The sequence below is a fragment of the Hyphomicrobium sp. genome, from assembly GCF_009026145.1.
Taxonomy (GTDB): Bacteria; Pseudomonadota; Alphaproteobacteria; order Rhizobiales; family Hyphomicrobiaceae; genus Hyphomicrobium_A.
Window position 1 is genome coordinate 1 of the sequence record NZ_WBUE01000006.1, and the last position, 24,793, is coordinate 24,793.

24 protein-coding genes and 1 pseudogene are annotated in these 24,793 nt (G+C 66.9%); 10 read left to right on the forward strand and 15 right to left on the reverse strand.

The window, feature by feature from the left end:
* Nucleotides 1–281: DUF58 domain-containing protein (locus F9K20_RS06735; protein WP_367238178.1), on the reverse strand; the 281-nt coding region annotated here is incomplete at its 3' end.
* Here F9K20_RS06735 and F9K20_RS21255 point away from each other — a divergent pair.
* Nucleotides 263–310: pseudogene (locus F9K20_RS21255) on the forward strand (hypothetical protein); the annotation flags it as partial. The gene F9K20_RS06735 and the pseudogene F9K20_RS21255 sit on opposite strands and share 19 nt — an antisense overlap.
* Here F9K20_RS21255 and F9K20_RS06740 read toward each other — a convergent pair.
* From F9K20_RS06740 to F9K20_RS06755, 4 genes are all read right to left on the reverse strand, one after another.
* Nucleotides 296–2,434: an AAA family ATPase gene (locus tag F9K20_RS06740; RefSeq protein ID WP_290998982.1), complete on the reverse strand. Its 2,139-nt coding sequence runs from the start codon at nt 2,432–2,434 to the stop codon at nt 296–298. The pseudogene F9K20_RS21255 and the gene F9K20_RS06740 overlap by 15 nt on opposite strands.
* A 221-nt stretch (nt 2,435–2,655) precedes the next feature.
* Entirely contained in the window at nt 2,656–3,468 is an 813-nt protein-coding gene (locus F9K20_RS06745; RefSeq protein ID WP_290998985.1) for a DsbA family protein, read from the reverse strand.
* A 12-nt stretch (nt 3,469–3,480) separates the two neighbouring features.
* Nucleotides 3,481–4,077, reverse strand: coding sequence for a thioredoxin domain-containing protein (locus F9K20_RS06750; RefSeq protein WP_290999470.1), 597 nt, complete (start codon nt 4,075–4,077; stop codon nt 3,481–3,483).
* A 236-nt stretch (nt 4,078–4,313) separates the two neighbouring features.
* Complete coding sequence (locus tag F9K20_RS06755) at nt 4,314–4,877, reverse strand: DUF721 domain-containing protein (RefSeq protein WP_290998987.1); 564 nt, start codon at nt 4,875–4,877, stop codon at nt 4,314–4,316.
* An 88-nt stretch (nt 4,878–4,965) separates the two neighbouring features.
* Between F9K20_RS06755 and mutY the strand changes: the two genes are divergently transcribed.
* Together mutY and F9K20_RS06765 are read left to right on the forward strand one after the other, a co-directional pair.
* Nucleotides 4,966–6,072 carry an A/G-specific adenine glycosylase gene (mutY, locus tag F9K20_RS06760; RefSeq protein ID WP_290998990.1) on the forward strand — a complete coding sequence of 369 codons (1,107 nt, stop codon included), beginning with the start codon at nt 4,966–4,968 and terminating at the stop codon, nt 6,070–6,072.
* A 67-nt stretch (nt 6,073–6,139) separates the two neighbouring features.
* Nucleotides 6,140–7,837: a thiamine pyrophosphate-binding protein gene (locus tag F9K20_RS06765; RefSeq protein ID WP_290998993.1), complete on the forward strand. Its 1,698-nt coding sequence runs from the start codon at nt 6,140–6,142 to the stop codon at nt 7,835–7,837.
* Nucleotides 7,838–7,876: 39 nt separating this feature from the next.
* Here F9K20_RS06765 and F9K20_RS06770 read toward each other — a convergent pair whose 3' ends face one another.
* The 4 genes from F9K20_RS06770 to F9K20_RS06785 form a co-directional block, all read right to left on the reverse strand.
* The gene (locus tag F9K20_RS06770) at nt 7,877–9,484 is read right to left on the reverse strand and encodes an EAL domain-containing protein (protein WP_290998996.1); all 1,608 of its coding nucleotides are present in this window, start codon (nt 9,482–9,484) and stop codon (nt 7,877–7,879) included.
* 195 nt (nt 9,485–9,679) lie between these two features.
* A complete protein-coding gene (locus tag F9K20_RS06775; protein ID WP_290998998.1) occupies nt 9,680–10,030 on the reverse strand; it encodes a septal ring lytic transglycosylase RlpA family protein in 351 nt (116 codons plus the stop codon).
* A gap of 220 nt (nt 10,031–10,250) precedes the next feature.
* Nucleotides 10,251–10,505 carry a hypothetical protein gene (locus F9K20_RS06780; RefSeq protein WP_290999473.1) on the reverse strand — a complete coding sequence of 85 codons (255 nt, stop codon included), beginning with the start codon at nt 10,503–10,505 and terminating at the stop codon, nt 10,251–10,253.
* A 48-nt stretch (nt 10,506–10,553) separates the two neighbouring features.
* A complete protein-coding gene (locus F9K20_RS06785; RefSeq protein ID WP_290999001.1) occupies nt 10,554–11,417 on the reverse strand; it encodes a Ku protein in 864 nt (287 codons plus the stop codon).
* Nucleotides 11,418–11,517: 100 nt separating this feature from the next.
* On the opposite strand from F9K20_RS06785, the gene F9K20_RS06790 reads away from it, so the two are divergent.
* A complete protein-coding gene (locus tag F9K20_RS06790; RefSeq protein ID WP_290999475.1) occupies nt 11,518–12,000 on the forward strand; it encodes a GNAT family N-acetyltransferase in 483 nt (160 codons plus the stop codon).
* Nucleotides 12,001–12,194: 194 nt separating this feature from the next.
* On the forward strand, nt 12,195–12,458 hold the full coding sequence (locus tag F9K20_RS06795; RefSeq protein ID WP_290999004.1) for a hypothetical protein: 264 nt from the start codon (nt 12,195–12,197) through the stop codon (nt 12,456–12,458).
* Between the two features lie 26 nt (nt 12,459–12,484).
* On the opposite strand, the gene F9K20_RS06800 is transcribed toward F9K20_RS06795, so the two are convergent.
* The 4 genes from F9K20_RS06800 to F9K20_RS06815 all read right to left on the reverse strand — a co-directional run bounded on the left by F9K20_RS06800 (nt 12,485) and on the right by F9K20_RS06815 (nt 17,132).
* Entirely contained in the window at nt 12,485–13,834 is a 1,350-nt protein-coding gene (locus tag F9K20_RS06800) for an NAD(P)-binding domain-containing protein (protein WP_290999007.1), read from the reverse strand.
* Nucleotides 13,835–14,004: 170 nt separating this feature from the next.
* Nucleotides 14,005–15,132, reverse strand: coding sequence for a DNA methyltransferase (locus F9K20_RS06805; protein WP_290999009.1), 1,128 nt, complete (start codon nt 15,130–15,132; stop codon nt 14,005–14,007).
* A 153-nt stretch (nt 15,133–15,285) separates the two neighbouring features.
* Nucleotides 15,286–15,945 (reverse strand): ribonuclease HII, encoded by a 660-nt coding sequence (locus F9K20_RS06810; protein ID WP_290999012.1) that lies wholly within the window; start codon nt 15,943–15,945, stop codon nt 15,286–15,288.
* Nucleotides 15,946–16,013: 68 nt separating this feature from the next.
* The gene (locus F9K20_RS06815; protein ID WP_290999015.1) at nt 16,014–17,132 is read right to left on the reverse strand and encodes a PA0069 family radical SAM protein; all 1,119 of its coding nucleotides are present in this window, start codon (nt 17,130–17,132) and stop codon (nt 16,014–16,016) included.
* Between the two features lie 132 nt (nt 17,133–17,264).
* Between F9K20_RS06815 and F9K20_RS06820 the strand changes: the two genes are divergently transcribed.
* The 3 genes from F9K20_RS06820 to F9K20_RS06830 all read left to right on the forward strand — a co-directional run bounded on the left by F9K20_RS06820 (nt 17,265) and on the right by F9K20_RS06830 (nt 19,290).
* A complete protein-coding gene (locus tag F9K20_RS06820) occupies nt 17,265–17,966 on the forward strand; it encodes a TIGR04283 family arsenosugar biosynthesis glycosyltransferase (protein ID WP_290999017.1) in 702 nt (233 codons plus the stop codon).
* Between the two features lie 146 nt (nt 17,967–18,112).
* Nucleotides 18,113–18,445, forward strand: a complete 333-nt coding sequence (locus F9K20_RS06825) for a hypothetical protein (protein ID WP_290999019.1) — start codon at nt 18,113–18,115, stop codon at nt 18,443–18,445.
* Between the two features lie 155 nt (nt 18,446–18,600).
* Complete coding sequence (locus F9K20_RS06830; RefSeq protein ID WP_290999022.1) at nt 18,601–19,290, forward strand: hypothetical protein; 690 nt, start codon at nt 18,601–18,603, stop codon at nt 19,288–19,290.
* Between the two features lie 13 nt (nt 19,291–19,303).
* On the opposite strand, the gene moaB is transcribed toward F9K20_RS06830, so the two are convergent.
* Both moaB and F9K20_RS06840 read right to left on the reverse strand, forming a co-directional pair.
* Nucleotides 19,304–19,840, reverse strand: coding sequence for a molybdenum cofactor biosynthesis protein B (gene moaB, locus F9K20_RS06835; RefSeq protein WP_290999024.1), 537 nt, complete (start codon nt 19,838–19,840; stop codon nt 19,304–19,306).
* 27 nt (nt 19,841–19,867) lie between these two features.
* Nucleotides 19,868–20,749, reverse strand: a complete 882-nt coding sequence (locus F9K20_RS06840) for a uracil-DNA glycosylase (RefSeq protein ID WP_290999027.1) — start codon at nt 20,747–20,749, stop codon at nt 19,868–19,870.
* A 341-nt stretch (nt 20,750–21,090) separates the two neighbouring features.
* Between F9K20_RS06840 and F9K20_RS06845 the strand changes: the two genes are divergently transcribed.
* Together F9K20_RS06845 and F9K20_RS06850 are read left to right on the forward strand one after the other, a co-directional pair.
* Nucleotides 21,091–22,770 (forward strand): electron transfer flavoprotein-ubiquinone oxidoreductase, encoded by a 1,680-nt coding sequence (locus F9K20_RS06845; protein ID WP_290999030.1) that lies wholly within the window; start codon nt 21,091–21,093, stop codon nt 22,768–22,770.
* A 156-nt stretch (nt 22,771–22,926) separates the two neighbouring features.
* The gene (locus F9K20_RS06850) at nt 22,927–24,720 is read left to right on the forward strand and encodes a tetratricopeptide repeat protein (RefSeq protein WP_290999033.1); all 1,794 of its coding nucleotides are present in this window, start codon (nt 22,927–22,929) and stop codon (nt 24,718–24,720) included.
* Nucleotides 24,721–24,793: the final 73 nt, after the last annotated feature.

A 24,793-nucleotide genomic window follows, 5' to 3' on the forward strand; every position in this document is an offset into this window, starting at 1 on the left:
CCGAAGTCCATGGATGCAGACACGTCGATGGCCAGGAGCACCGACACGTGGGTGTCCGCCTCGTATTCCTTGACGTAGAAGCGGTCGGGCCGTCCGTAGACCCGCCAGTCGAGTCGTCGGAGATCGTCGCCCGGCTGGTAGGGCCGATGTTCGGCGAACTCGGTCGAATGCCCGAGCCGGGGGGCCCGATGGAGCCCGTGCATGAACCCCTCCACCACGGTCCGGGCGATCAGCGAGAGATCGCCGATTCGCGCCAGCACGGTGGGGTCGAGGAGCCCCATCGGCGGGGTGCGGCTCATGCCATCCCTGACTTGGGCGTCGGCACGGCGCCGAGCAGGCGCTCGATCAGCGAATCGGTGGTGACCCGCTCGGCCTGGGCCTGGAAGTTGAGGAGGAGCCGGTGGCGGAGGACCGGCACCGCCAGGTAGCGCACGTCGTCGAAGCTGACGTGGGCCCGACCCTCGAGCAGGGCGCGCGCCTTGCCGCCGAGGAGCAGCGCCTGCGCCAGCTCCAGCGACGACAGGCGATTGCGCTCGGCAAGCCGCTGCGCGGCGGGCGTCGCGCCCTCGGCGGCGGCGGTGAAACCGTCCCACCGCCACAGGTCGCCCGCCCGTGTGACTAGGCGCTGGCCGGGCTTCAGCGCCGGCTGCAGCTTGTGGCCCTGCTCGCGCCCGCCAACGATGCCGGTCTGGCGCAGCCGCCGGTCGAGCTCGGGTGGGGCCTGGACATGGGCGGCGAGCGGCTCGACCCCTGCAGGGAGCGCCGGGTCCTGGCGCGGCACCTCGACGTGGCGCCAGTGCACGGCCGCTTCCTCGGCCGCGGGCGCTTCGAGGTCGTCGCCGAGTGCCGCCCCGAGCGCCGCCTCGTACCCGTGTGCGACGCGCAGGCGATCGAGGATGGGCGGGTAGTCGGTGTGCCGGGCGCCGATCAAGAGCTTCACCAGCGTCTCGCGCTCGGCGCGCAGCGCGGCAAGGCGCAGCCGTGCCTTGTTGCTCTCCTCGCGCGCGGCGTCGGCGACGGTGGCGATCGAGCGCGCGTTGTCCTCGGCGGCGAGCGCCTGCACTTCGAGCTTGGCGATCTGATCGGCGAGTTGCTGGCCCGCCTCGGTGATCTGCGCCAGCTTTTCGGCGTCGGGAGCGCGCCCGGCGATCTCGCGCGCCTGCGTCTGCAGCTCAGCGAGCTGGCGCGTGAGCTTGGCGATGACCCCCTGCCGCTCGGCGAGACCCGCCTCGACACTCTGTTTGCGGGCGCGGTGCTCGGCGACTTTGGTGGTCAGCTCGGCGAGCTTGGTCTCGGCTTCGCGCAGCGCTGCCTGCGCCGATTCGAGCCGCGCTCGCGCGCCGTGCTCGGCCTCGCCGGCCTCCGCCTCGGCCGAGGCCAGACCTTCGATCTCGGCGCCGAGGTCGGCGAGAATTTGCCGCGCTTCCGCGATTAGCGCCTCCTCGCGCGCCGCATCACCTGTAAGCTGTTCTGCCCGGGCGCGCAGCTCGCGCTCGCGCTCGGCGGCACGCGCCGCTTCCCGCTCGAAGTTTTCCTGCTCGATGCGCAGGCGCCCGAGGACGGCGGCGCGCTTTGCCTCCTGCTCGCGCAATGGGTCCATGCGCTCGGCGAGCCGCGCCTCCTCGGCGAGCGCCTGTGATTCCACCTCCGTAGCCGCAGCGAGCTTCGACAGCGCATCGCGCAGGCCCGCCTCCTCGCCGTCGACGTGCGCCTGTGCATCGGCCCAGGCGAGATGCATCAGGAGCGCATCCTGGCGACGGATCTCGTCGGAGATCTCCTTGTAGCGCCGCGCCGCGCGTGCCTGCCGCTTCAGGCTTTCGACCTGGCTGTTAAGCTGGCCCAGCACGTCAGTGAGGCGAGCGAGGTTGGCTTCCGTCGCCTTCAAGCGCAGCTCCGCCTCGTGGCGGCGGCTGTGCAGTCCGGCGATGCCGGCGGCGTCCTCCAGGATGCGGCGACGCTGCTCGGGCTTGGCGTTGACGATCTCGCCGATCTGCCCCTGGCGCACCAGCGCCGGCGAGCGGGCCCCGGTGGAGGCGTCCTCGAACAAGATCTTCACGTCGCGGGCGCGCGCCTCGCGCCCGTTGATGCGGTAGGCCGAGCCCGCCTCGCGCTCGATGCGGCGCGTGATCTCGATGTGGTCGGTGTCGTTGAACTCGGCCGGCGCCGCGCGCGCGGTGTTGTCGAGGAAGATCGTCACCTCGGCACTGTTGCGCGCCGGCCGCGCGTTGGTGCCGGAGAAGATCACGTCGTCCATGGCGGCGGCGCGCATGCTCTTGTGCGAGGTCTCGCCCATAACCCAGCGGAGCGCTTCCAGAAGATTGGATTTGCCGCAGCCGTTCGGCCCCACGACGCCGGTGAGACCGGGCTCGATGATGAGCTCGGTTGGCTCGACGAACGACTTGAAGCCCAACAGCCTCAGGCGAGAGATCTTCATTACGGTTCCTGCACGCAGCTAGTGTGATGATCGAGAAATTCGCCATCACCAGCGGCCAGGTATCGAGCGAGTTTCTCGATCTTAATCACACTAGCAACTCTATGATTCTAGTGTCCCTCTATGATTCCGGAGTTCGCTCCGATCCTAGCAGCGAACTCTGGCGAACTTCGGAATCGGGACACTAGTTGGCGCCGCCCTGCGGAGCGGATTGCCGCCGACGATCAGTTCGCCGGCGCTCCCGCCGACGCCGTGGCGCGGCCCGCAACGAGCGGATCGACCATGGCGCGGATGTCCTCCATCGTGAGCTCCTTCTTTACGAGCTTGCCCTCGACGAAGAAGTTGGGAGTGCCGATGACACCGAGCTTGCGCCCGCGGTCCTTCACCCACTTGAGCCCATCGATCATGGATTGATTCTCGCGGCAGGCATCGAACTGCTGTCGCGTCATCCCCACCTGAGCGGCGACCTTGAATATGGGGTCGAGGCGCACCTCCTGCGAGACCCAGGAGGCCTGCTGCTCCATGAATTTACCAAAGAGCGTCAGGTACTTCTCCGGCTTGGCGCAGCGCAGGGCGATGGTCGCCGCACCGGACGTCTTGCCAATGGGGAACTCGCGCAGGATGAAGCGCACCTTGCCGGCGTCGATGTATTCCTTCTTGAAAGCCGGAAAGGTCTTGAGGTGGAAGTTGCGGCAGTGCGGGCAGGTGAGCGAGGCGTATTCGACGATGGTGACCGGCGCATCGGCGCGGCCGAACGACATTTCCGGGAGGGTGCCCGTCACCATAACGTCGGCGATGGTCGGGTTCTCGATCACCTCGCGCCCGCCCGGCGGCCTGTCGGAGGGGTCGGCGAACGGATTGAAGCGCTCCGGGCCGGTCGCCGCCGTATCCTCGGTAGTTGGATACGCCGAGCCACCGCCGGCGTCCCCAGCCTTGTCGGGCGTCAGCTCCGCCGTAGTCGGCAGACCATTGCCGCCGCATGCCGCCAGCGAGACTGGCAGCAGCAGCAGCGCGGCGAGGACGCCTATCCGGCTCACGGGTCCTAGGGCTCAGCTCTTGGTCAGCAGCGGCTCGATCATGGCGTCGAACTTCTCCATCGTCGGCGCGCCATCGAGCTTCTTGCCGTTGATGTAGAAGGTCGGGGTGGCAGAGACGCCGAACACGTCGGAGGCGCGCGAGCGGCCGGCCGTGATGTCATCGAGCAGCTTCTGATCGGTCAGGCACTTGTCGAACGATTCCTGCGTGAAGCCCGCCTGCTTGGCGATCTCGAACAGGCGCGGTACCGGATTGCCTTCGCCGAACGCCCACTCCTGCTGCTTCTCGAACAGCACCTCGATCAGCGGGAACGCCTTGTCGCCGCCGGCGCAGCGCGCCAGCATCGCAGCCGCTGCGGCGAGGTTGTCGAGCGGGAACTCGCGGAACACGTAGCGCACCTTGCCGGTGTCGACGTACTTGGCCTTGAAGGCCGGCCAGATGTCCTTGGAAAAGTGCGCGCAGTGCCCGCAGGTCATCGAGGCATACTCGACGACCGTCACCTTGGCATCGATGGGACCGAGCGCCAGCTCGGGCAGGCCGACGGGCTTCATCAGCTCCTCGACCGGAACCTCGGTCGGGCCCTTCGACTGGGCCGCGACAGGCAGCGCCACCGCGGCACCGAGGGCGCCTGCACAGAGGGCGGCGAGCGCGGCGCGCCGCGCAAGCTCAAATCGGCCGGATGGGGTCTTCGATGCGAACACGTGGCTGCTCCCTGGAGAGTTCGAATGCGCTTGGCGGGCCTCGGGCGACCTCGCCCGACTAGCACGCTACCGGGCGTTGGAATAAGGCAAAACAGGCGCCGCTCCAAGTGAATGAAGCTTAATGCTCGGGCCGGTGCTGGGTTGTTTCAGCGCACTTGGCCGCGCCGCGTCAGACCGGTTTTCAGGTTGGCGAGAGCCAGGCGCAGACGCTCGTCGGCGATGCCGGCAAGCTCGGGGGCGGCGCACGCCGGCGGGTCGAGGCGCTCAGCTTCGCCGGCGCGCCGACTGCGCTCGGGGAGGGGGGCCTGAAGGAGGCGCAGCTCGGCGACGGCGCGATAGCCGAAGTGGGCGTTGATGCGCTCGATGAGCTGCTGCGCCCTGTACTGCACGTCGAGCGCCCGCGCGGGCTCGACGCGCACGATAAGCGTGGCACCGGGGCGGCCTTGCGCGCCTTCCTCGACATCACCGCCGATCTCGACGCCACGCGGCCACTTCAGCCGCTCGGGGGCCGTATATCCGGCCACCTCGTTGCCGACGATCACCGCCCAATCGGTGATCAGCGCGGCGGCGGCAAAACCGTATTTTTCGAACGCCTTGTGCGTCAGCTTGGGCACATACGTTCCGACGGCGCGCGCCGCGACGAAGCCGCGCGGATGCATGCTCGTGGGGGGCGTGGCGGGAGCGCGGAGCGTCGCAGTGTTGCTGGCCATGACGGGTTCGTCGCCCTCGAGAGTTTGCAGCGCGGTATTGGACGCTTACCATCGGCCAATCGATTCGCGGGCGCCGGGAGACGATCCCTTGACTGCTGTTGCGCGAAAGCAACTGCCGCTCCGGCCGGCCGGCCCCGACACGGTCGACGCGCTGCTCGCCTGGTACGACGAGGAGCGCCGCGACTTGCCCTGGCGGGTGGCGCCGGGAAAACGTGCCGACCCGTATCGCGTCTGGCTGAGCGAGGTCATGCTGCAGCAGACGACGGTCAAGGCCGTCATCCCCTACTACCTGCGCTTCCTCAACCGCTGGCCAACCGTCAAGGCGCTCGCCGCCGCCCCGCTCGATGACGTGCTCGCCGCCTGGGCGGGGCTTGGCTACTACAGCCGCGCCCGCAACCTGCATCGCTGCGCCGCCGTGGTGGCGGAGGAGCACGGCGGCAAGTTTCCGACGACGGCCGCCGAGCTGCAGAAGCTGCCGGGCATCGGTCCCTACACGGCGGCGGCCATCGCCGCCATCGCGTTCGGCGAGCCAGCCACCCCGGTCGATGGCAACGTCGAGCGAGTCGTTGCGCGGCTGTTCGCCGTGCGCCAGCCGTTGCCCGCCGCCAAGCCGGAGTTGAAACGCCTCGCCTCCACGCTGACGCCGGAGCGGCGCGCCGGGGACTTCGCGCAGGCCATGATGGACCTCGGCGCCGGCGTCTGCACGCCGAGGCGGCCCTCGTGCCTTGTCTGCCCCGTGCAGCAGGACTGCGCCGCCGCCGCGCACGGTCTTGCCGCGGCACTTCCCATACGGCTCGAGCGGGCCGAGCGCCCGCAGCGGGTTGGCTTCGCCTTCGTCGCCCTGCGCGAGGACGGCTGCGTGCTGTTGCGCCGGCGCCCGGAGGCGGGGCTGCTCGGCGGCATGCTGGAGGTGCCGGGCACGGTGTGGGGCGATCTGTTGCCGCCGGCGCACGAAGCCTTGCGCACGGCGCCGTTGCGCGCCGACTGGTGGGCGGTGCCGGGCACGGTGGTGCACGTGTTCACTCATTTCCGGCTGGAGCTCATCGTCTACCGCGCGCTGGTCCCGGCAGATGCGACGCTCACCTTCTGGGCCGAGCCCGAGCGCTGCCAATGGGTGGCGCGGCGCGACTTGCATGCGGCGGCGGTGCCGAGCGTCATGCGCAAGGTCATCGCCCACGCGCTGAAGGAGAACTAGGGTCTCTAACTGGAGAGTGAGGATGCACTCGGTTGGACGTCCCACGGATCAGACCCATCTAGAGCTTATGGCCCAGTCCACGGTCGCCGCCTATCTCCTCGAACGCCTGAAGCAGGCCGGCGTGCGCCATGCCTTCGGCGTGCCCGGCGACTACGTGCTGACGTTCATGGACCGGTTGATCGCGGCGGGGATCGAGTTCGTCGGCACCTGCAACGAGCTCAATGCCGGCTATGCGGCCGATGCCTACGCACGCATCAACGGCATAGGCTGCATCTGTGTCACCTGGGGGGTCGGTGGCTTCAGCGCCATGAACGCCATCGCCGGTGCCTACGCCGAGCAGGTGCCGCTCGTCGTTCTCGTCGGCGGCCCGCGCACCACGCAGCGCCGCTCCTCGATGCTGCTGCACCACAGCGTCGGCGACTTCGCGACCATGCAGCAGACCTATGCGCACATCACGGTGGCCTCGGTCGTGCTCGACGACCCGGCCGAGGCGCCGCAGCGCATCGACCGCGCGCTCGCCCGCTGCATCGCCGAGAAGCGGCCGATCATGATCGAGATACCGGCCGACATGGTGGACCGCCCCTGCCACGCGCCCGGCCCCTTCGCCGCACCGGACCGGTGGGTCTCCGACCCGGATGCGCTCGCCGAGGCGCTCGACGAGGCCATGTCGCTGCTCGCGACGGCCAAGCGCCCGGTGATCCTCGGCGGCGTCGAGCTGCACCGCTACGGGCTGATGGATGAGTTCCATCGCTTGGTCGAGGCGAGCGGCGTACCCGTTGCCACCACGCTGCTCGGCAAGACGGTGATCTCCGAGCACCACCCGCAGGCCATCGGCGTCTACGAGGGCGGCATGTCGCGGCGGGAGATACGCGACGTCGTGGAGCAGGCCGACGTTCTGCTCTGCCTGGGTGCCTGGATCAGCGACATTTGCCTCGGCATCCACACCGGCCGGCTCGAGGGTCGGCACATGATTCTCGCCAACTCCGGGCGCCTGAAGATCAGCCAGCACGTCTACGAGCAGGTGTGGATCGGCGATGTCGTGGCGGGGCTTGCCGAGCGCATGCCCAAGGCGGGGCTCACCCATCCGCCGTTCAGAAGCGTCTCGCAGCTGCTCGACACCGCCTTTGTCGCCGAGCCGGGGCGCAAGCTGACCATCAGCCGCGTCATGAAGCGCATCAATGCCTTCATTGGCAACGACACGACGGTCATCGCCGAAACCGGCGATTCGATCGTCGCCGCCGCCGACCTCGTCATGCACCACGACGTCGGCTTCATCGGCCAGGCCTTCTACCTCTCCATCGGCTACGCGCTGCCGGCGACGCTCGGCGCCGCGCTCGCCGACCCCGCACGGCGTCCCTTGGCACTGATCGGCGACGGCGCCTTTCAGATGTCGGCGCAGGAGCTTTCCTCGCTGTGCCGCCGGCAGAGCAACGTGATCCTGCTGCTGATGAACAACGACGGCTACACCACCGAGCGGGTGATCCACGAAGGCCCCTACAACGACATCCAGCCCTGGGCCTATCACCGGCTGCCTGAGGTGTTCGGCGGCGGCTGGGGCGAGCGCGTGACGACCGAGGACGAGCTCGACGTCGCGCTCGAGCGCGCCCGCGGCAGCAACCGCGGCCCGGCGCTGATCGAGATCATGCTCGACCGCCTCGACACCTCCGAGGCGCTGAAGCGGCTGGGCGCCGAGCTGTCGCCCGACAAGGGACGGCACGCGGCGCAGGAGCCTATTCCGGTCGTCGTGCCGACCGTCACGCGCTAGCAATGGTCGCCGATCGGGCCGAGAAAGTCTCCTGACGCGTCAGGCGGCGGCGGGATGCGCGGCCCACGCGGCGCGGCCGCGTGAGAGGAAAGTGACCAGCTCGTCGATGCCGAGCGGACGCGCCACAACGTAGCCCTGCACGCAGTCGACCATGCCGGTGGCGCGCAACAGATTGAGCCGCGCCAGCGTCTCGACGCCTTCGACGACGATCAGGCGCCCCGAGGTTCTGATCATCTCGATCACCTGCACCAGCATGCGCCCCATGACGCTGTCGGGCGGCGACATGGCGAACGAGCGGTCGAGCTTCACGCCGTGCACGGCGAGCCGCGCCACGCGCTCGATGCTGGAATATCCGGTGCCGAAATCGTCGATGTAGGTTTTCACGCCCGCCGCGGCCAACGCCTCGATGGTGCACTGGGCCTCCTCGAAGTCGATGGCGTGATTTTCGACCAGCTCCACCGCTGGGTGGAAACGCCGCGGCTCATCGAGGAACTTGGCGAAGATCCGCAATAGCCGGACGCTGTCGAAGTCGCAGGCGAATACGTTGAAATTCACCTCGAGCGGCACATCGCGCGGCACCTGCGTGCTCAGCTCGGCGAAGGCCCGGTCGGCTACCAGTTGCGTGAACTCGGCAGTGCGCCCGCTGCGCGCCACGATGTCGATGAAGCGGTGCGGGGCGACGATCGTTCCATCGACGTCGAGCCAGCGCGCCAGCACCTCGACGCCGACGACCTCGTCGGAGCCGAGCGCGATGATGGGCTGGTAGGCGACCAGGATGGACTGCGGGTTGAGCCCCCTTTGGAAGCGCGCTTCGAACGACCAGTGGCGGTTGAGCCAGGCAAGGGTGTTGTTGGCGCAGATCCAGGCGAAGAGGCCGGCGAGCACGACGGTCGATGTGAGGATGGTGATCCAATCGCGCGCCCAGCCGAAGAGATCTGCCTCTGAGGCGACGCAGTAGTGGCTCTGCCCATCGCACGCGCTGGCGGCAATGGTCGTCAGGCGCGTCGCCAGAGACCTGTGCAGCTTGGCGGCAAGGCGCCCATAGAGCCCGTGGTCGCCGGCGATGCTCCATACCTTCCCATCGGCGCCGCGAGCGACGAGCTCCTTGTGCAGCCATGGCGACTCGTTCTCGTAGCGGGTGTAGGGCGGGATGGCGACGGCGAAGCTGCCGAGCTGGGCAATCGTGCCGATGGTGCCGAAACGTCCGAGCGGACCCAGATCGCGGTCCATGCGCCAGCTCGGATCGTCGGGCTTGGCGGTGGCGATGTCAGGGGGAGCCAGCGGTACCGGGGGGTCGAACTTGGGCTGGCTCGTACTGCACTCGACGCGGCCGCCCGGCGCATACAGGAACTCGTTGAGGCCGTCCGGCAGGAACGCAACCCGCTGCATCTGGGCGAGGAAATCGGCCGAGCAAGGCGCTGCGGTGGCGTCGCGCTGCAGCATCTGCAGCGCGGTTACCGCATTGGTGCGGATGGCGCTGATGCGTCCCAGCTCGGCGTGTTGGTCCCCCCGGAGGTGGCTGCGCACCTGCCAGACGATGAACCCGTAGCCGATGGCGAGGAGGGCGGCGAAGATCCCACCCCACAGCGCGCCGCGGAGCAGTCGCTGGTGCCGACCAGCGATCAATGCATTTACAATTGCGGACATGCGCGTTGGCTGCGTCCAGGATGGCGGACGCATAGTGTCAACAGAGGCTGAAAATAGCGTGTGACGGCTTGATCAATTGCCGCTTATCGGTGCCTGATACCTCCGGTGACGCAACTGCTGCGTGCCCGCCAGGCTCATCGGGACGAGTAGATGGGCGCCCTCCGGGCCATGTTTCCCGGAGGGAGCCTGCATTCCTCAGTTGCCGGACTTGTCCAGCACCGCGACGTGCACGCGCTGCAATCCGGAGAAGCCGAGCGCGCTGGCGGCGCCGTTCGATAGGTCGATGATGCGCCCCTTGATGAACGGACCGCGGTCGACGACGGTCACCACGACCGAGCGGCCGTTGCGCAGGTTCTTTACCCGCAGCTTGGTGCCGAAGGGCAGCGTGCGATGGGCGGCGACCATGGCGCGCGAGCTGTACGAGCTCCCGCTGGCGGTCATCGACAGGTCCGAGTAGTGCGAGGCGACGCCGGTTTGCGCGCGGGCAGTGGCCCAGGGCAGCAGCGCGGCAGCGACTGCGATCATGGCGGCGAATAGGGCTTGCATGTGAACTCCCTCGTCGTTTACGGAGGGGGCTCCTTTGCATGCCCAAGCGGGCCGAGGAATATTACGTTCCTTCAAAGACTTGCAACGCCATGCAATATACTTTTGATTAACTATCGAGGAGCCTGGAAAACCGGCGCTATTCAGTGGCCTGAGAATGAGGAGGCGCGCAGCAATTTGTCGCTGCGTGTTAACCGTCTGGTGGGGGTCCTGGAAGTGCGGATCAGCGAGCCTTGCGGCCACGCGCTTGATCGTTGGCCGGCAGCTGGCGCGTCGACTGGCGCAGTGCCTCTTTGAGGCTCGTCGGCCGCCCGTGCTTCTTCAGAAGATCGCGGAACGCTTCGTCGGCCAGCTCCTGCAGGTCCTTCATGGAATCGCGGCCGAGCAGCTCGAGCGCCTGCAGAGTCGAAGCATCGAACTCGATGAGCTTGCGCGGGCCGTTTTCGTGCAGCACTGCAGTGCCGGTCTGCCGCTTCATGCCTGTTGGCTTTTTGGCCGCCATCGCCGGCTCCTGCACACTTGGGCGTCAGGCGCGCTTCTTGGCACCGCGCCGCGCTGCTGGGGCGCGCCGGCTGGTCGAGCGGGCCTGCTTGCCCTTCGCCGCTCCGCTGCCCTCGCCGATCGACTTGCGTAGCGCCGACATCAAGTCGATGACCTTGGCGCCGCCGGGTGCCACCTCCTCGTGCGGGGCCTTGATCTTCTGGCCCTTCAACTTCTTATGCACCAACTCGCGCAGGGCCGTGGCGTAGTGATCCTCGAACTGCTCGGGCGTGAACTTGCCGGCCTTGCGCTCGATCAGCTCGACGGCGAGATCGACCATCTCCTTGTCGGGCTTCAGCGACGGCACCTCGTCGAAGAAATCCGCCGGCTCCTTCAGCTCGTCGGCATAGCGCAGCATCTCCATCAACAGGCCGTCGCCGAGCGCCGTGATGGCGACCAGCCATTCGCGCCCGCCGATGGTGAGCTGCGCGAGGCCCGCCTTGCCGGTCTTCTTCAAGGCGTCGCGGATGACAACGTAGCCTTCCGCCGAGTGCTTGTCGGCGGGGGCGATGAAATAGGGGCGCTCGAAATAGCGCGGGTCGATGTCTTCTGCGTCGACGAACTTGACGAGGTCGATGGTCTTCTTGCTTTCCAGCTTGACCGCCTCGATCTCTTCCGGCTCGAGCGTGACGTAGGTGTCCTGGTCAACCTCGTAACCCTTGACGATGTCGGCGCTCTTCACCTCGCCGATGCCCTGCACCGTCTTGGTGTAGTTGATACGTCGGCCGGAGGGCTTGTGGATCTGCCGGAAGGAGATTTCCGACTTGGTCTCGACGGCGTTGTACAACTCGACGGCGATCGACACGAGGGAGAGCCGCAGGAAGCCCTTCCAATAAGCACGCGCGGCCATTCTAATGCTCCGCAACTTAAGGGGACGCAGCCTCCACCTTAGGACGCCAATGATAACAAAAAAGTTCCTATCTTCGTAGGTGAGCCCGGTGGCCCCGCAATTGCTGATCCGGCTCGCTACGGCAGCCGACCGGCCCGCTATCTGGGGCATCCTCGAGCCAACCATTCGCGCCGGCGAGACCTACGCGCTGGAGCGCGACATGCCTGAGGACGAGGCGATCGCCTACTGGACAGGGCCGGGGCGCGCGGTGTTCGTCGCCGAGGAGGACGGGCGCATCGTCGGCACCTACTACCTCACCACCAACCAGCGCGGCGGGGGCGCTCACGTCGCCAATTGCGGGTACATGACCGACCCGGCGGCGCGTGGCCGCGGGGTTGCGCGTGCGATGGCCGAGCACTCCCTCGAGGAGGCCCGCCGGCGCGGCTTTCTGGCCATGCAATACAACTTCGTCGTCGCCAGCAACGAGAGCGCCGTGCACCTGTGGCAGAGCCTCGGCTTTGCCGTCGTCGGGCGCCTGCCCGGCGCCTTCCAGCACCCGCATCTCGGCTACGTCGACACCCGCGTCATGTTCCGCCGGCTGTGATGGCGCCCCGGCAAGGGGGGAGGAGCGGGAAGCGAGCGCCGCCCACCGATGTGACTGATCGTCGGGCGCGTATTGGCAGCCCGGCGTGGCATTGCGGTCACCCTTAGTTAAGCGACCGTTGTTACCTTCCCGAAATGAGGCGCGGGGGGAAACGACATGTTCCGTGGTCCTCATCAGGATCAACGAGGAAGAACATGCGGACCACCATCGTTCTCGGCTCGGCGGCCTTCGCCGCCCTGGCCCTGCTCGCCACTCCTCAGTCTGACGCTAGGGCCGAGTTCTACCGCACGCCGTCGGGCGAGGTTAAGTACCGCTACGTGCGCCCGGACTTCCAGGGGCCGTACTACTTCTACTATCGCGGCTACGCCTATCCGTATTACCCGGGCCTCGCCTATCGCGAGCGCACCGGCGAGCTGCGCCCGACGGATGTCCCGCACCGCGAGCGCGTGCAGCGCTAGGCGCTCATTCTCAGCTAGCAGCGCGCTTACTGATTGACGGCGACCGCACCGTCGCCCCCATCGAACTCGTAGAGCGATGGGTCGAACGGCGGGCGGCCCTCCGTCTCGGCGATGATGCGCGCGCGCCGCTTCAGGAGCGGCAGCAGCTTGTGCGCCAGCCAGATGACGCGGCGCGTCGAGCCGGGATCGATGAGGTGCGAGGACTGCACCCTGAGCCCGCGCCATTTAAGGACGTAGCCGATCGGCAGCTCCACCTCGTCCTGCATGGCGATCATCTCGGCGTAGAGCTTCGCCGCCGGCGAGATGATGGTGCCGAAGCCATTGCGCGGCTGTGCCCAGCCGACGATGTAGAGGTTCTTTACCGCGTCGGGGAAGGCTCCGCCATAAACCTGCACGATGTCGTTCTCGATGGGCACGAGGTTCTTGGGCAGGAATGGGATCGAATTGGTGAAACCGGTGGCGGCGACGATGAGATCGTATTCGCCGACGCTGCCGTCGGTGAAGTGCACCTTGGTACCGGAGAAGCGCGCGATGTCAGGGCGCGGTTTGATGCGACCCTGGCGCAGGTAGTTGAGCACGTCGGTGCCGAACGCCGGGTGCCGCTCGAACAGCTTGTGGTTCGGCCGCTGCAGCCCGTACTGGCGATAATCGCCGATGAACACGCGCACCAGCGCCTTGAGCAACAGCCGCTGCAGCCATACCGGCAGGCTCCAGATCGGCAGGTCGGTGAGCGGCCTGCCGAACGCCGTCTTGGGCAGGAACCAGTAGCCCGAGCGCAGGCTCCAGTCGCACGCCGCCCCGACGCGCGCCGCCTCGCAGGCGATATCGCAACCGGAGTTGCCGCCGCCGATGACCAGCACGCGCTTGTCGCGCAGCTGCTTGGGCTCCTTGTAGTCGGCCGAATGAATGAGGGTGCCGGTGAAACGGCCCGGGTAGTGCGGTAGGCGCTTGTCCCAGTGATGCCCGTTGCAGACGACGACACCCTTGTAGGTGCGCTCCTCGCCGTCCTCGAACGTCACTTGCCAGCTTTCGTCAGCGAGCGGCATGGCGCGCACCACCTTGCGGCGTAGCTCGATCGACGTGCTGAGTTCGCGATCGTGGGCGAAGCTTTCGAGGTAACGCAGCATCTGAGAGCTGCTGGGAAAATCCGGGTAGTGCGCCGGCATCGGGTAGTCGATGTAGCCGGTCGACTTTTTCGAGGAGACGATGTGGACGCCCTGATAGACGCCATGCCGCCACAGGCCGCCGACGCCGTCGCCGGCGTCGACCTGGTCGAAGGCGATGCCCCGCTGCTTCATGGCGTCGGCCATCGCCAAGCCGACAGGTCCCGCGCCGATGACAAGCAAGCGGTCGGTTCTCAACGCAGTGCGACGCATACCTGTCCTAGAAATAAAGTTTATGAATGGGACCCTGGATTAGACCCAGATAGGTGATCAGTCCACTGCGGCGTCGCGCCTCGCGCGCGCTGACGGTTGACAACGCCGACCTTGATCAACGCCGTTCCCGTTTGGGCAAAAATGCCGCAAGTGGCCCTCCAGTGGGCTGATTATTCAGCAGCAATCACCGTCGCTGCGCCGCTGAGGCCCAACTGGCGCTTGGCCTGCTCGCGCAGGATGTCGATCGGCTTCAATTTTCCATCGGCCTCGAAGTGCCAGTAGGTCCAGCCGTTGCAGGCGCTCTTGCCCTGCACGATGGCGCCCAGGCGATGGATCGAGCCCTGGTTGCCGCCCCACGATAGCGAGCCGTCGGCCTTTACCTCGGCCCGGATGCGCTTTCGGGCATCAAGCAGCGTGGTGCCGGGCTCCACAAGCCGCATCTCCACGATGGTGCCGAACGGCACGCGCGGCTCGGCGCGCTTGGAGCGCACCGTCTCCAGCGCCGACAGCGGCAGCGGTCGCACCTTGGCGATGCGCTCCTCGGCGGCTTTGGCGTAATCGGCATCGCGCTCGATGCCGATGAAGCGGCGGCCGAGCTGTTTGGCGACGGCTCCCGTCGTGCCGGTGCCGAAGAACGGATCGACGACGAGATCGCCCGGCTTGGTCGAGGCGAGCAGCACGCGCTGCAGCAGCGTCTCCGGCTTCTGCGTCGGGTGCGCCTTGCGGCCGCCGTCGTCCTTCAGGCGTTCCGGTCCCGAGCAGATCGGAAACAGCCAGTCGGAGCGCATCTGCAGATCGTCGTTGAGCGCTTTCAGGCTCTCGTAGTTGAAGGTTGCCCGCGCGCGCTGGTCGCGCGCCGCCCAGATCAGCGTCTCGTGCGCGTTGGTGAAGCGCTTGCCGCGGAAGTTCGGCATCGGGTTCACCTTGCGCCAAATGACGTCGTTCTGGATCCAGAAGCCGAGATCCTGCAGCGCGACACCGAGGCGGAAGATGTTGTGGTAGGAGCCGATCACCCAGATGGCGCCGTCGGGCTTCAAGATGCGCCGACACTCACCGAGCCAGGCGCGCGAGAAGGCGTCGTACTCGCTAAAGCTCGCAAACTTGTCCCAGTCGTCGTCGACGCCGTCGACGCGCGTATTGTTGGGGCGCATCAGGTCATTGGCGAGCTGCAGATTGTAAGGAGGGTCGGCAAACACGAGATCGGCGGAAGCATCGGGGAGCTTCTTTAGCGCTGCGATGCAATCACCGATGACGACACGATTGGCCGCGAGGGCCGCGGGCGAACGACGCAAAACCATGTGAACGCAACTTTCAAAGTCAGGGGAAGCACACGCCTCAGCGAGCGCCGAAGCCCGCGGATTCTAGCGGGGCGCGGAGTCGCTTGGGAAGCGATTTATCGGTTGCCGATGCAGAGATGAATCGCATCAGGCACTTATCGGGATTAGCAGAATCTAAACGACTTCCTCGTCCTCGGTGATGAGGCCGAGGGCAAGCTGCACGGCGCGAAACGAGCGCCGGTGATGCACCGTCACGCCAAGCCGCTTGATGGCGTCGTGGTGCTCGGCGGTGCCGTAGCCCTTGTGCCGCTCGAAACCGTAGCCGGGGTGCTCGGCGCCGAGCGCCACCATCAGCCGGTCGCGCGTCACCTTGGCGATGATCGAGGCGGCGGCGATCGACAGGCAGCGCGCATCGCCCTTCACCACCGTGCGCGACGGACAGCCGAGCTTGGGCGCGCGATTGCCGTCGATGGCGACGAGCTTGGGTGTCTGCGGCAGCTGCGCCACCGCCTGCGCCATCGCCCACATGGTGGCGTGCAGGATGTTTTGCCGATCGATGCGTTTCACGTCGGCAATGCCGACACCGACGATCGAGGTCGCCCTAATGCGCAGGTAAAGGAACTCGCGCGTCTCCTCGTCGAGCACCTTAGAGTCGTTGATGCCGTCGGGAATGCGCTCGGGATCGAGGATGACGGCAGCGGCGACGACGGGTCCGGCCAGCGGTCCGCGGCCCGCTTCATCGACACCGGCGACCGGACCGCCGTGCAGCTGCAGCTCCGCCGCCTCCAACTCGAAGGTCGGTCGCGGTCGAAGCTCGGCGGCAGCATTCCCCATGGCGGGGAAGGTTTGACCCTGGCGGCTCTTGAGTCAAAGCGCGCCCTGCACGGCCCTGAGGAAAACCTTCAGAAAAGCGGCATTTGTTGCCCGGCGAGCACGGGGCGCTGGAACAGGTCGGTGCGCAGCTCGGCGCGATCCTCGTTCAGCGCCAGCCGTTTGACGGCCAGGCGGAAGCGCGCCCCGATCTGCTCGGCATAGGGGCCGGTGCCGCGCTGGCGCACGCCGAAGTCGGCCGAGTAGTCGCGCCCCCCGTGCATCGACTGCATCAGATGCATGACGCGCTCGGCGCGGTCGGGGAACTCAGCTGCCAGCCACTCGCGGAACAAGACGCTGATCTCCAGCGGCAGGCGCAGCATCACGTAGCCGGCGAAACGCGCGCCGGCCGCGTGCGCTGCCTCGAGGATGCGCTCGATCTCGGCATCGGTGAGTGCTGGGACGATCGGCGCCACCATCACCGTCGTCGGGATGCCGGCCTCGGCGAGCTGACGCACCGCCTCGAGCCGCCGTCTCGGAGTCGGCGCGCGTGGCTCCATCGCGCGCGCAATTCTTGCGTCGAGCGTCGTCACCGAAATGCACACGCGCGCCAATCGGCGTTGCGCCATGCGCGCTAGGATGTCGATGTCGCGCGTGATCAGCGTCGACTTGGTCACGATACCCACGGGGTGCGAGGTGCGCTCCAGCACCTCCAGTATCGAGCGCATGATGCGCCGCTCGCGTTCGATCGGCTGATAGGGGTCGGTGTTGGTGCCGATGGCCATGCACGCTGGCTCGTAGCGTGGGTTAGAGAGTTCCTTCTCCAACAGCTGCGCTGCGTTCGTGCGCGCATAGAGCTTGGTCTCGAAGTCGAGGCCCGCCGAGTGGCCGAGGAAGCAATGCGTCGGCCGCGCAAAGCAGTAGATGCAGCCGTGCTCGCAGCCGCGGTACGGGTTGATCGAGCGGTCGAAGGAGATGTCGGGGCTGTCGTTGCGCGTGATGATGGTGCGCGCCGGATCGTCGAACACCGTCGTCTTGAAGGCATCAAGCTCGCCGAGACCCTCCCAACCGTCGTCGAAAGCTTCGCGCCGCTCGCCTTCGAAGCGCCCGGTATGGTTCGAGCGCGCGCCGCGCCCGCGCCGCCGCTCGCCGTCGACCAGCCCGCCGGGGGTTGCCGCGACCGTCGGGGTCTCTTGCTGCCTTTTCGTCACCCGCGGCTCTCCGAATGCGTCGCGAAAAACCTAGCGGAACGTCGAGAACAAAGCAAGAACAGTAACGCTGCAGTCGAGTCCGTGCAGCAATTGCGGTTGTTGAAGCTGCGTGCGGCGTGGCAGAGAAAAAACATGGTCTCCGTCGTCATCCCCGCGCTCGATTCCGAGGCAACGCTGCCGGCAACGCTCACTGCGCTGGTGCCGGCGGCGCTCGAAGGTCTCGTACGCGAGGTGATCGTCGTCGATGGCGGCTCGCAGGATCGAACGCGTGAAATTGCCGACCACGCCGGCGCCGAGGTCATCACCGCCCCGCCCAACCGTGGTGCCCAGTTGCGCGCCGGTGCCAACGCGGCACGTCATCAGTGGCTACTGTTCCTCAACGCCGACACGGTGCTCGACGCCGGCTGGGAGCGCGAGGCCGCGCATTTCATGCAGCGCGTCGACAGCGGCGTCTCGCGCCATGCCGCCGCCGCCTTTCGCTTTGCGCTCGACGACGACGGGCTTGCACCGCGTGCGTTGGAAGGCATCGTGCGCCTGCGCGGGGCGCTCCTGTGCCCGCCCTTTGGCGACCAGGGCCTGCTTATCGCGCGCCGCCACTATGACAAGGTCGGCGGCTACCGAGCACTGCCGCTGCTGGAGGATGTCGACCTCATCCGCCGCCTCGGCATGCGCCGCGTCAAGCTGCTGGCGTCGCGCGCCGTCAGCAGCGCCGCCCGTTATCGGCGCGAGGGCTATATCCGCCACGCGATCGACAATCAGCGCCAGCGCATCCTCTACGCGCTGCGCCTGGCCCCGGCACGTGCCGCGCAGCTGCACGGTGGCAGCGAGCGGTGAAGTGAACGCCGCTATCGCGCCGTCGTAATTTTGCCGTTAGATTTAGGTGACTTAGTCCTGGATCAGCGCTTTTACGGGGGTAAAAAGCTGTGGCCGCCACGTCCCTTCGCCTTGCATCCCTGCCATTGCCGCCGCGGCCATCGCCTGTGCGCCGGAATAAGCCCGTAGGGCGTGCCGCCTCCGGCCGCTTGCTCTGCATCGACAAGGGCACGGCCGAAAAAGTCGCCGGCAACAACGGCGCCCTGCCGCGCATCAGCGATATGCCGTTCGACTGCCCGGTGCTCATCGTCGGCGACGGGGTGCCGGCATTCAAGGTCGAGCATGTCGCTGCCGCGCTCATGGCGCGCGGCGCCAGCGGCTACTGGCTCGTCGAAGTGCAGCCGCGCCCGCGCGCGATGGGAAGCGGTGCGCTCGCCGAGACGCTGGTCGGCTTCGCCGGTCTGCACGTCGAGCGCATCGCCTCGCTTGACGACCTGTAGGAAACGACCCAATGGAGCCAGCTCCGCGTCAATTTGCCGGGCTCCATTGTTAGTAAAGTTTCGGGTTTTGAGGAATTCCGCCGATGGTGGGGCGGACATTCGTATTTGACAGTGGTAGCCTTGCACCGCTCGAGTGAGCGTTAGGGGGTCGCGTTATGGTGCAGACATCGGTGCAGTTCACGCCCGTGCAGGTGTTGCAGGCGGCTCGGCGGGCCGAGGCCGAGGGCAAGATGGACTATGCCCTCCAGTTCTACCGTCACCTCGTCGAGCAACACGGGACGACAGTCGAGGCGCAGGAAGCGCGCGAAGGCCTGTTCCGCATTGCCGAATGGCGCTGGGGCGAGGCCCGCGTCGCCCGCAGTCGCGAAGCCGGCGCAGCGAGCCCGCAGAGCGCACAAGCGGCGCCCCCACCCAATCCCTCCGTCGGCGGCCAGCGCGTCTATAACGTCGCCAATCATGCGCCACCGAGCGGCTACGCTGCCGATCAGCAGCAGGCGCCCACCGGCATGCCGCAGATCGTCTCGCGTCAGCAGGGCCAGGGCGAGGAGGACTTGCCACCACTCCAGCCACGCTTCCGTGTCGCCAAGTTCGTCGCCCACGCGCTGAGCGGCATCGGTTGGCTCATGCTCCTGAGCGGCATCGCGCTTGCGGTCGGCGCCGGCTCCGTCGGGCAGCTCGCGGCGGTTGCTCTCTTCGGCCTACCGCTCGGCGTGCTCGTCGGTGCGCCGGCGGTCGTGCTCGGGCTGGCGCTCGTCGTCGCCGGCCAGCTAGCCGCTGCCGTGTTCGAGAGCACCAACGCGACGCTCGAGCTTGTCGCCATCGAGCGTGGCCGCACCAGCTTCTGAGCAGCGCCGGAGCTTAGCCGCGCGTCTCCTTCAGGCGCGGCATGATATCGACCAGATTGCAGGGCCGATGGCGGCTGTCCAGCTGCCATTTGAGGATGCCGTTCCAGGCGTCCTTGCAGGCCCCGGGCGAGCCGGGCAGGCAGAACACGTAGGTGCCGTTCGCCGTGCCGCCGCAAGCGCGCGACTGGATGGTCGAGGTCGCAACGCTCTGGAACGAGAGCATGTGGAAGATGACCGAGAAACCCTCGATCTCCTTCTCGAACAGCGGCTTCACCGCATCCGGCGTCACATCGCGCCCGGTAAATCCGGTGCCTCCCGTGGTGATGACGACATCGATGCCGGGATCGGCGATCCAGCCTTCGACCCGCGCACGGATCTGCGTCAGATCATCGGTGACGATCTCGCGCTTGACGAGCGCGTGACCCGCCTCGCGGATCATCTGCTCGAGCACATCGCCCGACTTGTCCGAAGCCTTGTCGCGCGTGTCGGACACGGTCAGCGTCGCGATGCGCAGCGGTTTGAATGAGAAGCTCTCGTCGATCTTTGCCATTCTCGTTCTTCGCTATTGCGATGCGGCTCAAGCCTTGAGTGCCGCCTTGACGGCGAGGAGGTCGCGCCAAGCCATGCCCTTCGCCGCCGGCGTGCGCAAGAGATAGGCGGGGTGCAGCGTTGCCATCGCCTGCGCCTTGTGGCCACCCATCTCCAACTGTCGCCACTTTCCACGAATGCGCATGATGCCGTCGGCCACGTCGAACAACTGTTTCGCCGCGGCACCGCCGAGCGCCAGCACCACCTTGGGCGCGACGAGGGCGACTTGCCGCTCGAGGAACGGACGGCAGGCGAGCGCCTCCTGCGGCGTCGGCGTGCGGTTGCCGGGTGGTCGCCAGTAGACGATGTTGGTGATGTGCACCTTATCCTCGGTCAAGCCGATGGCGGCCAGCATCTTGTCGAGCAGCTGCCCGGCGCGGCCGACGAACGGCTTGCCTTCGAGGTCCTCCTCGCGCCCCGGCGCCTCGCCGATGATCATCAGCGGGCTTTGCTCGGCGCCGCGGTAGAAGCACAGGTTCTTCGCCGTTGCCTTCAGCCCGCAGCCCTCGAAGGATGCCAGCATGGCGCCCAACTCGTGGAGGTTGCGCGCGCTCGCGACGTCGAGGCGCGCGTCGCCCGCGGGTGCGGCCGCTGCGCGCGCCGGGAACTGCCGCGCCGGCCTGGCCATTGGTGGGGGTGGAGCAGAACCCTGGCGTGGCTGCGCTGGCACCGGCGCGGCGCGGTTTGGCGTGGCTGGGGCTGCGGCAGTGGAGGCCAGCGAGAACCGTGCGCCCGGTGCCGCGTCGGGGCGCGCCAACCAGTCGACCGGCGCCTCGCCGAGCGCGGCGTCGACGCCCATTGCCTCGTACCAGGCGAGGATGCGCCCGGCGGCTAAGCGCCCCGCATCGTCTTGCGGCCTGTCAGTGCTCATGGGCGCGAACCATATAGCGGGAGGCCGCCGGCTCATAGCGTGCGCGGTGGCGGCGCTTCCCCTTTCCCAATGGATCCTTGCGGCCGCGCGGCGCTTGACGCTGCCGCCCTAGTGTGATGATCGAGAAGTCCGCCACATCGCCCTCGGCCGGGTAGTAAAGGCGGACTTCTCGATCTGAATCACACTAGATCAGCTAAGTTGGCTAGTGTCCTTCAGATCGCGAAATTCGTTCCAACCTTGCCGCATAGTGAGACGAATTTCGCGATCTGAAGGACACTAGCGACCTACGACCACTTTAGACGCATTTGAGACTTGCGCCCCACGACGAGGTGACACGAGAAATGGCCGAGACCGCAGCCGAGCTGCCGCCCAGAGAGGCGATGGAGTTCGACGTCGTCATCGTGGGAGCCGGGCCTGCAGGTCTCGCGGCCGCCATCCGGCTGAAGCAGCTCGCGGCTGAGGCCGGCAGCGAGCTGTCGGTGGTCGTCGTCGAGAAGGGCTCGGCGGTCGGTGCGCACATACTCTCCGGCGCCGTCATAGACCCCAAGGGCCTCAACCGGCTCATCCCCGACTGGAAAGAGAAGGGCGCTCCCGTCGAGACGGAGGTGCGCGACGACCGCTTTTACTTCCTCACCGAGAAGAAGGCACTGCGGTTGCCGAACATCTTCATGCCGCCGTTGATGAGCAATCACGGCAACTACATCATCAGCCTCGGCGCCTTGTGCATATGGCTTGCCGAGCAGGCGACCGAGCTCGGCGTCGAGATTTATCCTGGCTTTGCGGCCAGCGAGCTTCTCTACGACGATGAGGGTGCCGTCGTCGGCATTGCCACCGGCGACATGGGGGTTGGCCGCGACGGGCAGCCGACCGACAACTTCGTGCGCGGCATGGAGTTGCGCGGCAAGTACACGTTCCTCGCCGAGGGCGCGCGCGGCTCGCTGAGTAAACAGCTTATCGAGCAATTCCGCCTCTCCGACGGCCGCGATCCGCAGAAGTACGGCATCGGCATCAAGGAGCTGTGGCGCGTCGCGCCGGAAAAGCATCAGCCCGGGTTGGTGCAGCACACGTTCGGCTGGCCGCTCGATGATCGCACCGGTGGCGGCTCGTTCCTCTACCACTACGGCGACAATCTCGTCTCCGTCGGCTTCGTTCTGCACCTCAACTACGAGAACCCGTACATCTCGCCCTACGAGGAGTTCCAGCGCTTCAAGACGCATCCGGCGATCCGCTCGACGTTCGAGGGTGGCAAACGCATCGGCTATGGCGCCCGGGCGATAACCGAGGGCGGCTGGCAATCCATCCCGCAGCTCACTTTCCCGGGCGGCGCGCTACTCGGCTGCGCGGCCGGCTTCATGAACGTGCCCCGCATCAAGGGCAGCCACAACGCCGTGCTGTCGGGCATCGCCGGGGCGGCAGCGGCGTTTGCGGCGATTGCCGAGGGGCGCGCGCACGATCGGCTCGAGGCCTACGAGGAAGCGGCACGCTCAGGCGACATTGCCCGCGATTTGAAGCCTGTGCGCAATGCCAAGCCGCTGTGGTCGCGCTTCGGCACCTATCTCGGCATCGCGCTCGGCGGCCTCGACATGTGGCTCAACACCATCATTCCGGGCGGCCTCGGCTTCACGCTGAAGCACCGCAAGCCGGACTATGCCACCTTGAAGCGCGCCCAGAATGCCAAGCCGATCACCTATCCGAAGCCCGATGGCGTTCTCACCTTCGACCGGCTCACCAACGTCTCGTTCTCCGGCACCAACCACGAGGAGAACCAGCCGGTTCACCTCAAGCTCGCCGATGCGGCTGTGCCCGTGGCCATCAATCTGCCCGAATTCGCCGAGCCCGCGCAGCGCTACTGCCCCGCGGCCGTGTACGAGATCGTGGCCGAGCCGGGCGGTGATCCGCGTTTCCAGATCAACGCTCAGAATTGTGTCCACTGCAAAACCTGCGATATCAAGGATCCGAGCCAGAACATCACCTGGGTCTGCCCCGAGGGCGGCGGCGGGCCGAATTACGCCGGAATGTGAGGGGGCTAGCGGTTGCTGCGGGGCGTGAATGCGGCGCCGCAGGAATTTGCAGATTCAACGTTACCCAGCATGCCCATGTCGCCAAATCGCCGCGTTATTTGCTACGGTAAGGCGCTGCGGGAATCAGCCCCATGCCTGCAAGAAGGATGAGTTTGAATGCGGTCCAGCCTTCGCAAGCTGTTGCACTCAACGGCAACCGCCATCGGCATGTTCACCGCCAGCCTCAGCGCATCGCAAGCTGCGAACGAGTTTACCACCGATTCTGACTCCCATTCGCTGCTCGGCAGCTATCTCGCCGCCAACCTCGCCAAGGGGTCGAACGACAACAACAGCGCTGCCGCCTTCTACCGCAGCGCACTGGCGCTCGACCCGTCCAACGCAGTGCTCCTGGAGCAGGCCTTCCAGACGGAGGCGGCCGAGGGGCACTGGGATCGCGCCGTGCCGCTCGCCCGGCAGCTCGTCGCCAAGGACGCCGAGAACCGCATGGCGCATCTCCTGCTCGGCCTCGACAGCTTCAAGGGCGGTGATTACCAGAAGGCGGACGAGGAGTTCCGCAAGGCTAGCGATGGCCCCATCGGCGAGCTGACGAGCGCGCTCGCCCGCGCCTGGGCAGCAGCCGCCGCCGGCAATGCGCAGCGCGCCCTAAAGCTGCTCGAAATGCCGAAACAGGCCGAGTGGGCGCAGTTCTATCTCAACTATCACAAGGCGCTCATCGCCGACGTCATGGGGCGCCCGCAGGAGGCGCAGGTGGCCTACGAGCATTCGATGCGCCAGGACGCCACCACGCTGCGCATCGCGCTCGCCTTCGCCCGCCATGCCGCGCACGAGGGCAACTTCAAGCGCGCCAAGGAAATCCTCGACGCGCAGAGTGAGCGCGCACAGTCCGATCCACACGTGCTGGTGCGCGAGCTGCGCGACGCCATTGGCCCCGACAAGAAGACGGAGCTGCTCATCACCACTCCCGTCGAAGGCATGGCCGAGGTGTTCTACGGTCTGGGCGAAGCCCTGACGAGCGAGGGCGGCCTCAGCATGGGCGTCCTCTACTTGCAGCTCGCCCTCTACGCCAAGCCGGATCACGCCTTCGCGCTTGCGGCCCTGGCCAGCGCCTACGAAACGGGCCAGCGCTACCAGGATGCCATCGATGCCTACGACCGCATTCCACCGGGCACGGCCCTGCAGTCGGCGATCGACATCCGCAAGGCATTCGATCTCAATTCGCTGGAAAAGGTCGACGAGGCCAAGGCGATCTTAGACCGCCTGGTCAAGCAGAGCCCCGACGATCTGAAGCCGCTCGACGCACTCGGCAACATCCTGCGCGCGCGCAAGCGCTACGCGGAGGCGGCCGAGGTCTATACGCAGGCCATGAAGCTCATTCCCAAGCCGGATAAGCGGCACTGGAGCATCTTCTATTCCCGCGGCACTTGCTATGAGCGGCTGAAGAACTGGCCGGCAGCCGAGGCCGATCTGCGGAAGGCGCTCGAGCTGTTCCCGGATCAGCCGTTGGCGCTCAACTACCTCGGCTACAGCTGGGTCGATCAGAACCGCAATCTCAAGCAAGGCATGGCATTGATTGAAAAGGCCGTCGCCCTGAAGCCGGACGACGGCTACATCGTCGACAGCCTCGGCTGGGCGCACTTCAAGCTCGGCAACTACGCCGAGGCCGTGCGTTTTCTGGAGCGCGCCGTCGAGCTAAAGCCGCAGGACCCCGTCCTTAACGACCATCTCGGTGATGCCTTGTGGCGCGTCGGCCGCGAGCGCGAAGCGAAGTTCCAGTGGGATCAGGCGCTCACCCTCGATCCGGAGCCGGAAGAGGTCGAGAAGATCAAGAAGAAGCTCGCCGAAGGCCTGCCACCGAGCGTGGAGGCGCGCGCCGGCCCGCGCGAGACGATGCGGCGGGTGCACCAGAAGCGGCGCAAGGAAACGAAGCTCAACCCGGCGCTGGTTGAGTAGCCTAAAGCAACTGTCATCGTTATGAGGAAGCGGCCCCGGACAGCATCTCGTCGGGGCCGTTTCGCTTGAGCTG

Bases quoted from the DNA above. Each gene is read 5' to 3' on its own strand.
- F9K20_RS06740 (WP_290998982.1), bottom strand. From the start codon at position 2,434: ATGAAGATCTCTCGCCTGAGGCTGTTGGGCTTCAAGTCGTTCGTCGAG.
- F9K20_RS06755 (WP_290998987.1), bottom strand. From the start codon at position 4,877: ATGGCCAGCAACACTGCGACGCTCCGCGCTCCCGCCACGCCCCCCACG.
- F9K20_RS06765 (WP_290998993.1), top strand. From the start codon at position 6,140: ATGGCCCAGTCCACGGTCGCCGCCTATCTCCTCGAACGCCTGAAGCAG.
- F9K20_RS06770 (WP_290998996.1), bottom strand. From the start codon at position 9,484: ATGTCCGCAATTGTAAATGCATTGATCGCTGGTCGGCACCAGCGACTG.
- F9K20_RS06775 (WP_290998998.1), bottom strand. From the start codon at position 10,030: ATGCAAGCCCTATTCGCCGCCATGATCGCAGTCGCTGCCGCGCTGCTG.
- F9K20_RS06780 (WP_290999473.1), bottom strand. From the start codon at position 10,505: ATGAAGCGGCAGACCGGCACTGCAGTGCTGCACGAAAACGGCCCGCGC.
- F9K20_RS06785 (WP_290999001.1), bottom strand. From the start codon at position 11,417: ATGGCCGCGCGTGCTTATTGGAAGGGCTTCCTGCGGCTCTCCCTCGTG.
- F9K20_RS06795 (WP_290999004.1), top strand. From the start codon at position 12,195: ATGCGGACCACCATCGTTCTCGGCTCGGCGGCCTTCGCCGCCCTGGCC.
- F9K20_RS06800 (WP_290999007.1), bottom strand. From the start codon at position 13,834: ATGCGTCGCACTGCGTTGAGAACCGACCGCTTGCTTGTCATCGGCGCG.
- F9K20_RS06805 (WP_290999009.1), bottom strand. From the start codon at position 15,132: ATGGTTTTGCGTCGTTCGCCCGCGGCCCTCGCGGCCAATCGTGTCGTC.
- F9K20_RS06810 (WP_290999012.1), bottom strand. From the start codon at position 15,945: ATGGGGAATGCTGCCGCCGAGCTTCGACCGCGACCGACCTTCGAGTTG.
- F9K20_RS06820 (WP_290999017.1), top strand. From the start codon at position 17,265: ATGGTCTCCGTCGTCATCCCCGCGCTCGATTCCGAGGCAACGCTGCCG.
- F9K20_RS06830 (WP_290999022.1), top strand. From the start codon at position 18,601: ATGGTGCAGACATCGGTGCAGTTCACGCCCGTGCAGGTGTTGCAGGCG.
- moaB (WP_290999024.1), bottom strand. From the start codon at position 19,840: ATGGCAAAGATCGACGAGAGCTTCTCATTCAAACCGCTGCGCATCGCG.
- F9K20_RS06840 (WP_290999027.1), bottom strand. From the start codon at position 20,749: ATGAGCACTGACAGGCCGCAAGACGATGCGGGGCGCTTAGCCGCCGGG.
- F9K20_RS06845 (WP_290999030.1), top strand. From the start codon at position 21,091: ATGGCCGAGACCGCAGCCGAGCTGCCGCCCAGAGAGGCGATGGAGTTC.
- F9K20_RS06850 (WP_290999033.1), top strand. From the start codon at position 22,927: ATGCGGTCCAGCCTTCGCAAGCTGTTGCACTCAACGGCAACCGCCATC.